Consider the following 14,644-nt stretch of genomic DNA (forward strand, 5'->3'; position numbering starts at 1 on the left):
CAATAAGAGTGACGAATGAAAATACTTTATGGTGTCCAAGGAACGGGTAATGGTCATATTAGTCGCGCACGCGCGATGAATAAATATTTAAAAGAAAACGAGATAGATGTGGATTATGTCTTCTCGGGGCGAGAAAGAAATAAGTATTTCGACATGGAAGAGTTTGGAGCGTGGCGAGATTTCAAAGGTTTAACGTTTGTACACAATGCTGGAAAATTAAGTGTTATAAGGACATTAAAAGATGCAAAATTCAAACAGCTTTGGCAGGATATTAACAGCCTGGAGGTCGACAACTACGATTTGATCGTGACCGATTTTGAACCGATTACGGCATGGGCTGCTAAGCGGGCGGGGAAGTTTTGTCTAGGCGTGGGCCATCAATATGCCTTTGAACATAAGGTGCCACGTAGAGGCGATGACTTTATTGCCCGCACAATAATGTCGTCCTTTGCTCCTGCCTCCGAAGGGTTGGGGTTACATTGGCATCACTTTAATCAAGCGATATTACCGCCTATTGTGGAGTTAGACCCTGTGGCGGACCCCGTGGATAAAAAGAAAATTTTGGTGTACTTGGGGTTTGAGGATAGCGACGAAGTTATTCGTTTGCTTGAGCCATTTGAAGAATATAGTTTTTATTATTATGGGCCATTTTACGAGTACCAAAGTTTGGGCCATATTAAGCTTAAACCGTTGTCGCGTGATGGTTTTAAATACGACTTGGCAACGGCGAATGGTGTTATATGCAATGCCGGTTTTGAACTGTCTAGCGAGGCAATTCAGCTGGGTAAAAAATTGTTGGTTAAACCGCTAATGGGACAGCTTGAGCAGCTATCAAATGCGAAAGCAATGGAGGAGCTCTATTTAGCGATGACAATGGAGTTTTTAGACAAAAAAATTGTGGGTGAATGGTTAGATGATTTCCCTACTAAACGCGTGACTTACCCAAATGTAGCAAAGGCCATTGCCGAATGGATTGCCGCAGAAAGCTGGACACTGGAAGGCTCAAAAAACAAGTTAATTGAAACCCTGTGGAGCCATGTTGAGGGGCATGGGTTACCCTCTTTTGACAATAGTGGCTTGCAGCCTGTATTCATTGAATAATCAACGTTATGTTATTGGAGTGTTCGTTTGGTGAGGCGTATTTAAGCGATAGAGCGGCAAGGTTTGTTGAAGATGTTGGCCCGTACCCATAAAAAAAAGAATAGTTTTATGGGTGTTTCGGCCAATAGGGGACGCTCTATTTGGGGAGAGGTGCTCATTATAAAGGTGTTGGTACTTATAGTTTCGTAAATAAATAAAGCGCTGTTAACCAGCCCGCAGCGGCGACCAGTTTCCACGTTAACACTGGGTCGCGCTCTAACAGCGGCACTTCCTCTGGCGTTGTCCATTTCGTGTTGGGGCTACGCAGGTCTTTAACCCATTCCGATAGGGCAGAATAACGAGCGTTTGGTTGAATACTTAAAGCTTTTTCTAGTGCTTTATCGAGCCAAAAAGGTACCAGTGGATTGTGCTGTCGAGCAGGAATGTAGTTTAATTTTTGAAAGCTTTTTAAATCCTTCGCGTTGCTATAGGCTTCTCCATAAGGCTGTTTTTGGGTTAGCATTTCATAGAGTAAAACAGCGAGAGAGAATTGATCTGATTTTTGTCCCACGGTACCGCCGTAACGATACTCAGGGGCGGAATAGTCTAGAGTACCTAAAATTGTGTCGCGCTGAAACGGCGAGCCAATCTCGTGAATACCCGCGACCCAGCAGGAGCCAAAGTCAATTATCGTGGCGCCTTGAATTCCTACAACGATATTTCCCGGTTTAATATCTTGGTGTAAGGTATCTTTTCGGTGAAAGGCGCGAATACCTTTTACCATTTGCTCCAACAGTTCGATGGCATCGGTAATGGCAAAGGGAGCACGCTCTTTTATTAATTGCTCTAAGGTTGGGCCGGCAACATGCTCTGTTAAATAGTACAGCGTTTTTCGGACATGCGGGGGCGTGACGACTCGAGCAACTTGTGGGTTTTGAATGCGCGCGCCAATCCAAGATTCCATCACAAAACGTTCAATGTAAGCGGGGTCATCATCATAATTCACCGAAGGTGTTTTCATGACTAATGGTTTGCCATCACTATTCTTAACTAAATAAACCTGACTTCTTTCCGATTCATGTAGAATTTTTTCAACGGTCATGCCATCAATCTTATTGCCGGCTTCCAGTAGGGGAGGGAATGGCAGCTTAGATAGTACATTGACGGCGTCGGCTTGAGAGGGTGTACCAATCGAAACAATCTTAACCGCCTGAACACTAATGTTATCTTTTGTCTCGTACTTTACTGCGAGCGCGGACAAGGTCTCCGTGATGGTTTCTGGAAAATCTTGGTGTTCTAATACCAGTTTTTTAAATTCTCGCGAGGGAATGGCATCGTGTATGCCGTCGGAGGTTAAAACAAACAGGTCGCCAGGTTCGATTTCCTCCATTTGCATGTCCACTTCAAGCGTTATGTCGGCACCTAGAGCGCGGCTTAAATAGGTGGTGTCTTTATCGATACGTTGCGTGTGATCACGTGTTAACTGTTCGAGTTGGTTCTCTCTTACGCGGTAGATACGAGTGTCGCCAATATGAAACGTGAAACTTTTATCGCCTTTTAAAATAAGTGCACTAAAGGTTGTAAGGTAGCCTTCGCCACGGACACTGTTTTGGCTTTGCCCCCACAAATATTGGTTAAGCGACCGAATAACCTGCATTGCCGACTGCTGCGTTCGCCAAGTGTCGGGCGTAGCATAATAGTCGGTTAGAAACCCCGTAATGGCTGATTGACTTGCTTGCCGTGCGGCGGAGCTACTGCTTACGCCGTCGGCTACGGCAATGGCGATACCTTTTGTCGCAAGCGTGGTTTGTTGATCGTTAGAAGGAATGCGAGCGCCGACGGTATCTTGGTTTTCAGGCTTGTTGGGGCCTTTGTCACTGTATTGGGAGAGTGCAATTTTGAGGGACGATTTTAAGTGGTCCACTGTAGGTCCTTGTCGCGTTTGGTAGCGTTATCCTATCACTATTTTAAATGTATGGCGTTAGCGGTAGATCGGAGTACACCAGTGGCAATAATAGAGAGAATAGTCGAAATAAAGGGGCGTTAGCCTGCGTCTTGGTTGTGTGTATTACGGTAGGACGTCATTAAAAAAAGGAGGGGATGAAATACATCCCCCCCTTTTTGTTGACGAGCTTAGGTCAACTCAATTTTCTGCACGGTACCATCTGGAAGTACTTCAGTCATATGCCCTTCGGGCTCTTCTAAAAACTGAACAATCACAAAGATAACCGCAGCACAGCCTCCAATAATTAAAAAGAAGGTACTTGCATCGACAAAGCTATAGGCGGTTAGAAACGTAACGGCACCAACGTTACCGTAGGCACCTGCCATGCCGGCAATTTGGCCTGTCATGCGGCGTTTAACTAAAGGCACCATGGCAAACACGGCACCCTCTCCAGCTTGAACAAAGAAGGAACAACACATAACGGCGACAACCGCTAAAAATATAGGCCAGCCTGAATCGATTTGAGAGAGAATGCAATAGCCTACAGTGAGGCCAGCTATAAAAATGGAAAGTGATTTGCGACGGCCAAATCGGTCTGAAATATAACCGCCGCCTGGGCGCGCAATCAAATTCATAAAAGCAAAGACTGCACCGAGGGCGCCGGCTTGAACTAAGCTCAAGCTGGTAAATGTTTCGAGAAAAAAGGCCGGCAGCATCGAGACAACGGCGAGCTCTGAGCCAAAGGTTACAAAATAGGCCCAGTCTAAAATCGCAACTTGCTTGAATTTGTATTTGTCATGCTCAGGAGCGCCGTGCGCGAGCATCTCTTTGTTAACTTTATAAATTTGAGAAAACTGGAAAACAAATAGCGCAACCAGTACACCATAAAAGGTGTAGGTGGCCGTTTGGCTTAACAATTTAACGCCCGCTGGAGATAGTTTCCACGCTAATACTGCCAGAATAAGATACATGGGAATATTCATGGCTAAATAGAAGTAAAAATCTTTCTTGCTGGTAACTTCTAAACCACCGGATTTTTTTGGCTTAAAGTAGGTAGAGCCTTTGGGTGTGTTACGTGCTTTCCAATAGAAGATAAAACCATACACGAATGCAATTACGCCCGTGGACGCAATCGCGTAGCGCCAGCCATCGTCCCCGCCATACAATAATGCCACGGTGGGTAAAGAGAACGCTGCAGCCGCTGAACCGAAATTACCCCAGCCGCCGTACACGCCTTCGGCCAAGCCAACTTGACGAGCTGGAAACCACTCGCCAACCATGCGAATACCAATAACAAACCCAGCACCGGCAAAACCCATAGCGAAGCGCATAATAGCGAGTTGTTCGAAGCTGGTGGCAAAGGCAAAGCCTAAGCAAAGAAGGCCGGATACTACGAGTAAGCAGCTGAAAACAATACGTGGCCCAAATTTGTCCACCAAAATACCAATGACAATTCGCGCTGGAATAGTAAGTGCCACGTTTAAAATAAGCAGGGCTTTCCACTGAGCCCCTGTCATATTAAAGGCCTCCATGATAAGCGGTTTCATGGGAGCATGAGAAAACCACATGACAAAGGTTAAAAAGAATGCAAACCAAGTGAGGTGCAGCGTGCGGATATTAGTTTGTGAAAAATCCAGCAGGTTTAACTTAGAGGAACTCATACGGTTTCCTTCTTCTCCTAAAAAATGTGGATGAGTTACACCGGTGCGGTGATCGCTCATATTGAAATGTTTGATTAACACCTAGCAATCGTCATGCCAGCACCGTTATGGCTCGATAAAGCCCAGTAAGGACCTTGTTAAAAGGGTTTCTGAATAAAAAACAAACATAGTTGTGACCGTATGCTGTGCGTTTCGGCTCGTTTTTGGTGCGCTTTAGGTGGGAGTAAGCGTGCAAGATAAATGTGCGATAGTATGCGCGGCTGGAGATCGATGATTGGATGAAAGAATTATGGCAAAACGACCCTCAACAAAAAGCAAAAGCCCGAAACCTGCGGTAAACCAAAAGAAAAGGCCGGCGCAGCAATGGCGAACGCGACTTGGCTTACACGTTCAAGCACTTAGTTTTGGCTTGTTAACGCTAATCGTGGCGTTTACGGTCAGCTGGGTGGTATTGGCAAAATATGATTTTATGTACGGAGTTTGGCTCGATCATGGTGGAATTGGGCAAGGAATAGATACCTATGGCCCGCAAAATCGATATAAGACGGGATTTGGTGACACGACTCGAGATGAGCGCATTAGGGTGTTTAGTGAGATAAATAGCAGTGTACATCGAGGCGGGGAAGGCTTAGCCGACATTACGTATACGTCACCGAGTAGCGATGGAGTGCACGTGCTATTGCGATCACCTGAGGTGATTCACCTGCAAGATGTGGCCAATTTGATCGATGTTTTATTTGGCGTTGCGTTTATATCCGTTATTTTGTGGTGTGGCGTGAGCGGGTATCTATTACTCGTGGAGCGTTCTATGCCTTCACTTAAACAGCAAAGTATGGCGGTGTTAGCGTTAACGGTTCCGGCCATTGTTCTGGTGTTAATACTCGGCCCAACGGATGTGTTCAATCAGTTTCATATATGGATATTTCCCGCGGGGCATGAATGGTTTTTTTATTATCAAGATTCGCTCATGTCGACATTGATGCTAGCCCCAACACTTTTTGGATGGATAGCCATCGCGTTATTAGTGGCGGCGGCGGTAAGCTTCGTGGTTATTCAGGGCGTGTTACAGGTGGCGGCCACAACTGTACCGCGACTTTTAACGCGCAAGTAGGTATATAACCGCAAGGGCTAGAATAGCCGATAGGCTTTGCCAAAAGGCTACAGGGTTTCGGTCTAGTAACGGTGGCTGTGTTTTGGTGAGAAATTCACGGCTGGGCCTGCGTAAATCGGCGATGAATTCTGAAAAAGCATCGTAGCGTTTGTAAGGGTTAGGGTGTAATACTGTCTTGAGCGTGTCGTCAATCCAAGCGGGAATTTCGCGTTTGTCATGTAGCGCGGTTCTATACCGTAAGTTTCGTTGTGCGGAGGGTGTTCTGGCTTTGGCGACCTCGGCTCCATAGGGAAGGTTGCCCGTTAACATCTGATAGGTAATAACCCCTAGAGAGAATAGATCCGAACGCGGTGTGCCTGGTTCTCCCAAAAAATATTCGGGTGCTGTGTATTGTGCGGTTCCGAGAATATTTTGTCGTTCAATTGCGGTTGTAATCTCCATAATTCCTGCAACTTTCGTTGCGCCAAAATCGATAATTTTTACGGTTCCCGTTGCGTCGATCATAATGTTTTCAGGCCGTAAGTCTTGATGTAACATTTCTAACCGATGAAAAGCCCGCAACCCCTTTGCAATTTGTTCCACAATTTCTCTAACGCTTTCGAGTGTGGGTTTTGGGTTGTCTATCATCCATTGGGTTAGTGTTTGGCCGTCGATAAACTCGGTTGCAATATAGATAAAGTGCCGTTGCCGTGTTTGCGAACAAGGCTTTAGTACATAGGGGTTATCTATGCGCTTGGCGACCCATTCCTCCATTAAAAAACGTTCTAGGTAGGCTGAATCGTTTCTCAAGTCGATAGAGGGGATTTTGATGATAGTGGGTGTTTTGGTTTCGTTATCCTCCGCTAAATAGACATGGCTACGACTACTGCCGTATATCTTCCTCAAAATGGTATAACCATCAAATTGTGCACGAGCCTCCAGTAATGGTGGGAATGGTAACTCGCTGTATTGTTGGTAAATTGCGCGTGTATCGTGGCTTGGTAACGTATTAATACGTACAACTTGTGCAGTAAGGTTGTCGGTGCTGCCATTGTCGAAGGCTGCCTCTACAATAAATTTTGCGGCGGTATTTAAATCTTGCTGGTGAGCGTTAATAGTCTCGGTAATGAGCTGGTCATTCGCAAATTCATAAACACCGTCAGAAGCAAGAATAAAGATGTCGCCTTCGGCAACGGGTAAGGCCTTGTAGTCAATTTCGAGATGTGAATTAATACCTAAACCTCGGCTTAGGTAGCTTTGCTCTTGTGAAACCCAAAGCCTATGATCCTGAGTAAGCTGTTCTAATGCGTTGTTATGTAGCCGGTAGATGCGAGTATCGCCAATATGAAAAATGTGCGCGGTATCCGACTTTATAATCAGTGCACTTAACGTACAGACATACCCGCGGTCTTTATCGTAGCGGTATTGGCTTTGTTGTGTTTGGGCAAATAGCCATGAGTTGGTTGCCATTAACACTTGTTGCGCGGATTTTTTAGTGGACCAAGCCTCAGATGTACAGTAATAATCTTGTAAAAAACTGGTGACCGCCGATTCACTGGCTATTTGGCTAACCTGACTACTGCTAATGCCATCGGCTATCGCAATGGCAATACCCTTAGAGCTAAGTTGAGGTTCTGCTGGGCAGTAACTTCCGTGAAAATCCTGATTAATATCCTTGCGGCCTTTATGTGAATATTGGCCAATCGAAAGTGTGAGCGGCTGATTTTTTGTAGGGCTAGAAGGGCGTGGCTGCTGGGTAGTCATTGTTATCGCTTCGCCCCAAGGGGCAGGTTAACCGTGAGAGAGGTGTTTAAATTTAAATAAAGGACGGTAGAGCGTGCTGCTCGAGAACGATGGCCGCCGTTTAGGGGCGGCACCCATTGCCCAAAAACTACCAGTTATTGTACTTTAAAAATTTCCCATTCATTGTAATTAATACGCGATCCCCTTTGGGGTCTTCAATTTTATCGACATCGAGCGAGAAATCGATAGCGCTCATAATGCCGTCACCAAATTTTTCTTGGATGATTGCTTTTAAGGTGGTGCCATAAACACCGGTAATTTCATGGAAGCGATAGATTAGGGGGTCGGTGGCAATCGATTGCTCCCACGTTTTTGTTGGATAGGCTTCAAGTGCGGCAACAACGTCTTCTTCCAGGGCTAAATATTCAACAATGGCGAGTGCAATGTCTTTGGGTGCGCTATTCATGCCTAAGCAAGCGGAGGCTAACCACACGGGTGAGAGATTTAAATCTTCCCCAATTTTTTCCCATGTTAAACCTTTTTTTGCTTTGGCGGTAACAATGGTATCGGTCATGCTTTGTTTGTTCATGCGTATTCCTTATCTGTTGGCAGACCCTTATTGTTTTATAAAAACGTTAAGGGTCCGTGGAATAAAGTGTTTTATAACGGGCACAAAAGTAGTCGTGTAGCACGCTAAAACTCTCCCTTGGATATTGCGCCTTTCATGGCACCTTCTATTGCGCTATTTATGGTGCTACCAAGAGAGAGGGGCCGAATGTTTACCTGAACGCTGGGTGATTTCTAGGTGTTGATTAAAGAGAGCGTCTTGGCCCAGTACGCAAATGAGTACTGTAAAGTGTTAACCCTGTGAAGAGTAAACCACCGACAAGATTACCAAGTACGGTAGGTATTTCGTTCCATATTAAGTAATCCATTATTGAAAAGTCGCCGCCCATAATAATGCCTGAGGGGAACAAGAACATATTCACTACTGAGTGCTCAAACGTCATAAAGAAAAACAGCATAATCGGCATCCACATGGCGATAACTTTGCCGCTTACGTGGGTAGATATCATTGCACCAACAACACCGGTTGAAACCATCCAGTTACAGAGCATGCCTCGGAAGAAAATAGTGAACCATCCAGAAGCACCATAGGCGGCGTAACCCAAGGTACGGCTTTCGCCAATACCCGCAATTTTTTGGCCTACAGCCCCCGGTTCAACGGAAAATCCGTAGGTAAAGACAAACGCCATCATAAACGCAACCGTTAAAGCGCCTGCGAAATTACCCAAAAATACTAAGCCCCAATTTTTTAAGACCCCCTTCACGGTTACACCTGGACGTTTGTCGATAAGCGCCAGTGGCGTGAGCACGAATACACCGGTGAGTAAATCAAAGCCCAGCAAATAGAGCATACAGAAGCCAATGGGGAACAGAACGGCACCAAGAAGTGGGACGCCGGTTTGTACCGTCACCGTAATTGCAAATACCGCGGCCAGCGCCAGAATGGCACCCGCCATATAGGCGCGAATAAGAGTGTCGCGTGTGGACATAAATATTTTCGATTCACCTGCGTCTACCATTTTGGCGACGAATTCGGAGGGTACTAAATAAGACATAATGATTTCTCTGTTATATAGGTGCGTTTTGATTGATGTTGGTAGGTGCGGCCCTACGTACACTGAACAAGGCAATTATTACGCCTACTTGTGCGAATATTGGTTAAGGGTTTGTTTTATATAAATAAAAATTAGTTTTTTTAGAATATTTTAAACAGTAATTGCCATGGCATGCCTCATGAAAGGGCTTTCTTTGCTATATGCTGGTGCGATAGGTGAAGTAGACGAAGCCTTTATGTTGAGTATTGGTCGTGATTTTGCCCATAAGAAAAAGAGCATGATGGAGGTTTAACATGTTAGCCGGTTGGCTATTTTTTTCGCGGAAAAGAGTGTGTGTTGCGCTTTGATTAGTGTCCACTAAAGTTAAATATTCGGGCGCAATTGCATCAATCTATACGCGGTTTTTAGAGCGCCAACGTTAACGGGGAGGAGAGATGGCTTGATGTCGTCACGTATCGCATATAGCGACTGTAATTCGATGAATACAGCGTGATAGGCGTGCTCCACTACCACGAGCGGTAGTTTTTGCCGCGTCGGGCGGGCCTGCGCAATAGCCGGCAAGGGTAGGTGGGCCAGGTAAACATAATAAGAAGCGGTAAAGGGTTGTATATTAGATAATACTAAATTAGTATTACCTCTTCTTTGGGTGAGTTGCTCTAGAGTTCTTTTGCGGCGTAATTCGAGGCTATAGGGCGCATAAACGGTACCGTTTAATATTATTGTTGATTTATAACGCTATATGAAGAGGTTGGTAGTATGACCATTACACCTAAAAAAACGAATATTGATAGTTTAGTGTTTAGATTTGCGGGCATTTTCATTTTACTCAGTGTGTTTCTGGGGCATTTTCATCACGAGAACTGGTTGTGGTTTACGGTGTTCGTAGGGGCCAATTTACTGCAGGCGTCGTTCACGGGTTTTTGCCCGTTGGCGATGATATTGAAAAAAATAGGTGTTCAGTCGGGCATGGCTTTTCGCGGAGATTAGCGACACTTATAAAGTGGGTTCTCATAAACATTTATACAATAGGACGGTAGGCATGCAGTGTTTTGATTTTACGCACGGCGCCATCACGAGAAGCTGGCGTTGGTTAGGTTTATTGAGCGCGGTGCTGCTGGTGTTTGCTTGTGGCAATGAGTTGAATACGCCCAGTACCAAAGCGTTTTCACCACTGGCTGAATCGCTAGAGACCGAGGCTGTGGCATGGCGGGTGGTGGCTAGCGAAACCTCGTTTGACGGTGTGGTTGAAGCGGTGAATCAGGCGGTGGTGTCGGCGCAAACAAGTGGTCGAATTGTCGAGCTTCCTTTTGATGTAGGGGATTATGTGGCACAAGGTGATGTTATTGCGCGGTTCACCGATGCTGAACAGCAAGCCGCATTGCGGGTTGCACAAGCACGTGTTGAAGAAGCCAATGCGCGATTTACAGAAGCAGATGAGCAGCTTGCCAGAGTGGCTGATGTATATGCGCGCGGTATGGTGGCAAAAGCGGGCTTAGATCAAGCAAAAGCGACACAACAAGCGGCGCTCGCACGCAGTGATTCTGCCCGTGCAGGTGAACAGGATGCCCATGAGCGTTTGGCGCATACCGTGGTTATTGCGCCCTATAGCGGGATTGTGGTTAAGCGACTGACTGATGTGGGCGCCACTGTTGTGCCGGGGTCTCCCTTACTTGAAGGGCTTTCGTTACAGCATTTGCGTGTACAAGTCGATGTGCCTCAAGACCATATTGGTTTACTGCGTAAGCATAAAAAAGCACGCGTAATACTGGCGAATGGCGATTCTGTTGCGGTCACTGATATTCGTATTCCACCTAGCGCAAAAAGTAACACGCATAGCTTTGGTGTTCTATTGACGTTGCCAGAAGGCCAATATGAAGAGCCTGTTTTTCCCGGCACTTTAGTGAAAGTTGCGTTGCCGCACGGAGAGCAGCGACAGCTATTGGTGCCAGAAAAAGCGGTTGCACGTAGGGGCGAAGTCACGGCGCTTTATATCGTCTCGCAGCCTGAACCAAACGTTTGGGATATAGAATTTCGCTATGTACGCTTAGGCACGCCAATCAGTGAACACCATGCGATTGTATTGTCCGGTTTAGAGGCGGGCGAACAGATTGCGTTAGACCCCATTGCGGCGGCGGCAGCTTATAAAATGCAAACATTCAACTAGCGTATGCCGCACGTAATTATAGTAACAAGATTAAGTTTTAATTAGACCGGATAAAAACATGGAACACTCTTCGACACTCGGTTTCTCGGGTCGCCTTGCAAAAGCTTTTCTTACGTCAGAAATAACACCGCTATTAGCCTTGACGGGTTTCTTGTTAGGTGTGTTTGCTGTTTTGGTGACACCAAGAGAAGAGGAACCGCAAATAAATGTCACTTTTGCAAATGTTTTTATTCCGTTTCCCGGCGCGTCGGCGAAAGAAGTTGAATCGTTAGTGACTACGCCTGCGGAACAAATTGTGTCAGAAATAAAAGGGGTAAAGCATGTTTACTCTGCATCACAGGCAGGAATGGCGGCGCTCACCGTTCGTTTTAAGGTGGGAGAGCCTCGCACAGAGGCAATTGTGCGTTTATACAATGCATTCTATTCGAATCAAGATGCGTTGCCCTATAATTTAGGTGTGGGGCAGCCATTGATAAAACCCAAAGGTATTGATGATGTACCCGTGGTGACCGGCACATTATGGAGTCAAAACCCTGATATTAGTGCTGCGGATTTATTGCATATAGCACATGCCATGGAAACCGAATTACAGCGAGTTCCCGGTACGCGTGATATTAATACCATTGGCGGAGCAGCAACAATTGTACAGGTTAAATTTGATCCCTCTCGTTTAGCGGCTTATGGATTATCGTTAGGGGACTTACGTGAAAGTTTGTCGTCGGCCAATGCGTCAGCTGACGCTGGCGCAATTGTTCACCACAATACTGATATTAATATTCAAGCGGGAAATTTTCTAACCACTGAAAGTGATGTGGCTGAACTAGTGGTAGGCGTTGTTAACGGTGTACCGGTATTTTTACGGGATGTTGCAACAGTCTCTTTAACCACCGAAACGCCTCGAAACTATGTAAGTTATGGCGTTGGCGCTGCACATGCCTTACCGCCGGCGCGCTATCCTGCGGTGACCTTGTCCGTGTCGAAAAAAAGTGGCGAGAATGCTGTTGAGGTTGCCGATGCGGTGATTGATCGTTTCAACCAAATGAAAGGTCTTTATTTTCCTGATGGAATTGAAGCCACTATTACACGAAATTATGGCGAAACTGCAGAAGAGAAAGCGCAAACGCTAATAAAAAAATTATTATTTGCCACCCTCTCGGTAATTGTCTTAGTGATGTTGGTATTGGGTAAGCGTGAGGCGATAGTGGTAGGGGTAGCGGTGGTCGCAACCTTGGCCATTACACTATTTGCGTCGTGGGCGTGGGGCTTTACGTTAAATCGAGTGTCATTGTTTGCGTTAATATTTTCAATTGGTATTTTGGTGGACGATGCCATTGTGGTGGTAGAAAATATTCACCGGCATATGAGATTGGGTAAGGGTACATTAAAGGACATTATTCCCATTGCGGTGGATGAAGTAGGCGGGCCAACCATTTTAGCGACGTTCACGGTTATTGCAGCACTTTTGCCCATGGCGTTTGTGACGGGATTAATGGGGCCTTACATGCGGCCGATTCCTATTAATGCTTCTATTGGCATGTTGATCTCGTTAGCAGTAGCTTTTATCGTAACGCCTTGGTTGTTTTTGCGTTTATTTAAACGGGATTCGCATCATAAAAATAGTAATGAAAATAAACCTTTTACAGAGAGTAGCAACCCAAAAGATACGCGGCTGCACGTTTTTTTTACACGAATACTTAACCCCTTTTTACAGGGAAAAGACGGCCGTAAAAATCGTGTCTTTTTACTGGTGGGTATTCTCGGTTTAATTGGCCTGTCGCTAAGCCTAGTGGTTTCTCAGGCGGTAATTATGAAAATGCTACCGTTTGACAATAAAAGTGAGTTTCAAGTTGTCGTTGATATGCCTGAAGGAACATCACTGGAGCAAACACATAGAGTATTACAGGCACTGGCCAATGATTTAGAGTCCCTCCCCGAAATGCTGGATTACCAGCTATACGCCGGTACCGCAGCACCCATTAATTTTAACGGATTGGTGCGGCAATATTATTTGCGGAACGAACCGCACTTAGGTGATATCCAGGTCAACCTTGTTCACAAAAGTAAACGTAGTCGAAAAAGCCACGCCATTGCTTTGCAGGCTCGAACACTGATGGCCGATACCGCCCAACAATTTAAGGCCAATGTTAAAGTGATAGAAATGCCGCCGGGCCCGCCAGTAATGGCCCCGCTGGTGGCTGAAATATATGGATTGGATTACCCTCGCCAATTGGCGGTGGCACAAGAGGTAAGAGGGCTGTTTAGTGCGACGGATGATGTAGTGGATGTTGATGACACTATTGAGGCTCCGCAAGAAAAGTGGGTGTTAATTGTGGATAGGGCGCGCGCGGCAAAACTTGGCGTGAGCCAGCGAACCATTATTGCGGATATTACGGCGGCGGTACGCGGAGAGGATATGACGTACCTGCATGATGAGCACGCCAAGCAGGCGATACCTGTGCGAGCGACGCTACCGTCGGTGCAAAAAGGTGATTTATTGGCGTTGCAAAATTTACGTGTGCGTACGAGGAATGGCGACCTCGTTGCGCTTTCAGAAGTCACACAATTGAAAAAACAGGTGCGCGACCAAACGATCTACCATAAAGATTTATTACCGGTGGTTTATGTTACCGGTGATGCCGCAGGCGATACTGATAGCCCACTTTATGGGTTGGCAACGATTGCTAACGCGTTAGCACAAAGCCCTGTTGAGGGTACCGTTATAGAGCAGTTTTATATTCAACAGCCTCAAAACCCTTATCGATGGAGCTTGAAGTGGGACGGCGAGTGGCAAGTGACGTATGAAACATTCAGGGATATGGGAATAGCCTATTCCATCGGGCTTATTATGATTTATTTGCTCGTCGTTGCTCAATTTAGATCATATTCAATACCCTTAATTATTATGGCGCCAATACCCTTAACCATTATCGGTATTATGCCGGGGCATGCGTTGCTTGGGCAGCAGTTCACCGCACCCTCGATGATTGGCATGATTGCACTTGCGGGCATAATCGTACGTAATTCAATTTTGCTAGTGGATTTTATTCAACAGCAAGTGCGTGCGGGTAAAAATTTACAGGCGGCTACTATTGAGGCCGCCGCTGTACGGTCGGTGCCCATTGCTCTGACGGCTTTGGCGGCTATGATGGGGGGCGTATTTATTTTGGACGACCCTATTTTCGGAGGTTTAGCTGTGTCGTTAATTTTTGGCTTGTTAGTTTCCACTATCCTTACGTTGTTGGTTATCCCAGTTGTGTACTACGCTTATGAATACCAACAGCAGCGAAATATTGTGCGACAGCAATAATCGTTCAATATTTTTTAGAGGGGCGCTCAGTT

Annotated in this window: 10 protein-coding genes; 5 read left to right on the top strand and 5 right to left on the bottom strand. The window is 45.9% G+C overall.

Features of this window, described 5'->3' with window-relative positions:
* The first annotated feature begins 15 nt into the window (after positions 1 to 15).
* Complete coding sequence (locus H5647_RS10545) at positions 16 to 1,101, top strand: MJ1255/VC2487 family glycosyltransferase (RefSeq protein ID WP_045858437.1); 1,086 nt, start codon at positions 16 to 18, stop codon at positions 1,099 to 1,101.
* Between the two features lie 175 nt (positions 1,102 to 1,276).
* On the opposite strand, the gene H5647_RS10550 is transcribed toward H5647_RS10545, so the two are convergent.
* Positions 1,277 to 3,004 carry a bifunctional protein-serine/threonine kinase/phosphatase gene (locus H5647_RS10550; RefSeq protein ID WP_045858439.1) on the bottom strand — a complete coding sequence of 576 codons (1,728 nt, stop codon included), beginning with the start codon at positions 3,002 to 3,004 and terminating at the stop codon, positions 1,277 to 1,279.
* Positions 3,005 to 3,213: 209 nt separating this feature from the next.
* A complete protein-coding gene (locus tag H5647_RS10555; RefSeq protein WP_045861296.1) occupies positions 3,214 to 4,686 on the bottom strand; it encodes a NarK family nitrate/nitrite MFS transporter in 1,473 nt (490 codons plus the stop codon).
* Between the two features lie 289 nt (positions 4,687 to 4,975).
* Here H5647_RS10555 and H5647_RS10560 point away from each other — a divergent pair, with 289 nt between their 5' ends.
* A complete protein-coding gene (locus tag H5647_RS10560) occupies positions 4,976 to 5,797 on the top strand; it encodes a lipoprotein intramolecular transacylase Lit (RefSeq protein ID WP_082087025.1) in 822 nt (273 codons plus the stop codon).
* Here H5647_RS10560 and H5647_RS10565 read toward each other — a convergent pair.
* The 3 genes from H5647_RS10565 to H5647_RS10575 form a co-directional block, all read right to left on the bottom strand.
* Positions 5,783 to 7,540, bottom strand: coding sequence for a bifunctional protein-serine/threonine kinase/phosphatase (locus H5647_RS10565; protein WP_045858440.1), 1,758 nt, complete (start codon positions 7,538 to 7,540; stop codon positions 5,783 to 5,785). The genes H5647_RS10560 and H5647_RS10565 overlap by 15 nt on opposite strands.
* A gap of 127 nt (positions 7,541 to 7,667) precedes the next feature.
* Entirely contained in the window at positions 7,668 to 8,108 is a 441-nt protein-coding gene (cynS, locus tag H5647_RS10570; protein WP_045858442.1) for a cyanase, read from the bottom strand.
* A gap of 223 nt (positions 8,109 to 8,331) precedes the next feature.
* Positions 8,332 to 9,141 (bottom strand): formate/nitrite transporter family protein, encoded by an 810-nt coding sequence (locus H5647_RS10575; protein ID WP_045858447.1) that lies wholly within the window; start codon positions 9,139 to 9,141, stop codon positions 8,332 to 8,334.
* 756 nt (positions 9,142 to 9,897) lie between these two features.
* On the opposite strand from H5647_RS10575, the gene H5647_RS10580 reads away from it, so the two are divergent.
* From H5647_RS10580 to H5647_RS10590, 3 genes are read left to right on the top strand one after another with little or no spacing between them, the layout of a single operon-like run.
* On the top strand, positions 9,898 to 10,128 hold the full coding sequence (locus H5647_RS10580) for a YgaP family membrane protein (RefSeq protein WP_045858449.1): 231 nt from the start codon (positions 9,898 to 9,900) through the stop codon (positions 10,126 to 10,128).
* Positions 10,129 to 10,180: 52 nt separating this feature from the next.
* A complete protein-coding gene (locus H5647_RS10585) occupies positions 10,181 to 11,305 on the top strand; it encodes an efflux RND transporter periplasmic adaptor subunit (RefSeq protein WP_052692004.1) in 1,125 nt (374 codons plus the stop codon).
* 58 nt (positions 11,306 to 11,363) lie between these two features.
* Positions 11,364 to 14,612 (top strand): efflux RND transporter permease subunit, encoded by a 3,249-nt coding sequence (locus H5647_RS10590; protein ID WP_045858451.1) that lies wholly within the window; start codon positions 11,364 to 11,366, stop codon positions 14,610 to 14,612.
* Positions 14,613 to 14,644: the final 32 nt, after the last annotated feature.

Origin of the sequence: Teredinibacter purpureus, from assembly GCF_014217335.1 — a bacterium.
In the GTDB taxonomy this organism is placed as follows: domain Bacteria; phylum Pseudomonadota; class Gammaproteobacteria; order Pseudomonadales; family Cellvibrionaceae; genus Teredinibacter; species Teredinibacter purpureus.

Coding starts and splice junctions, on each gene's coding strand:
- H5647_RS10545 (WP_045858437.1), top strand. CDS start 16: ATGAAAATACTTTATGGTGTCCAAGGAACGGGTAATGGTCATATTAGT.
- H5647_RS10555 (WP_045861296.1), bottom strand. CDS start 4,686: ATGAGTTCCTCTAAGTTAAACCTGCTGGATTTTTCACAAACTAATATC.
- H5647_RS10560 (WP_082087025.1), top strand. CDS start 4,976: ATGGCAAAACGACCCTCAACAAAAAGCAAAAGCCCGAAACCTGCGGTA.
- H5647_RS10565 (WP_045858440.1), bottom strand. CDS start 7,540: ATGACTACCCAGCAGCCACGCCCTTCTAGCCCTACAAAAAATCAGCCG.
- cynS (WP_045858442.1), bottom strand. CDS start 8,108: ATGAACAAACAAAGCATGACCGATACCATTGTTACCGCCAAAGCAAAA.
- H5647_RS10575 (WP_045858447.1), bottom strand. CDS start 9,141: ATGTCTTATTTAGTACCCTCCGAATTCGTCGCCAAAATGGTAGACGCA.
- H5647_RS10580 (WP_045858449.1), top strand. CDS start 9,898: ATGACCATTACACCTAAAAAAACGAATATTGATAGTTTAGTGTTTAGA.
- H5647_RS10585 (WP_052692004.1), top strand. CDS start 10,181: ATGCAGTGTTTTGATTTTACGCACGGCGCCATCACGAGAAGCTGGCGT.
- H5647_RS10590 (WP_045858451.1), top strand. CDS start 11,364: ATGGAACACTCTTCGACACTCGGTTTCTCGGGTCGCCTTGCAAAAGCT.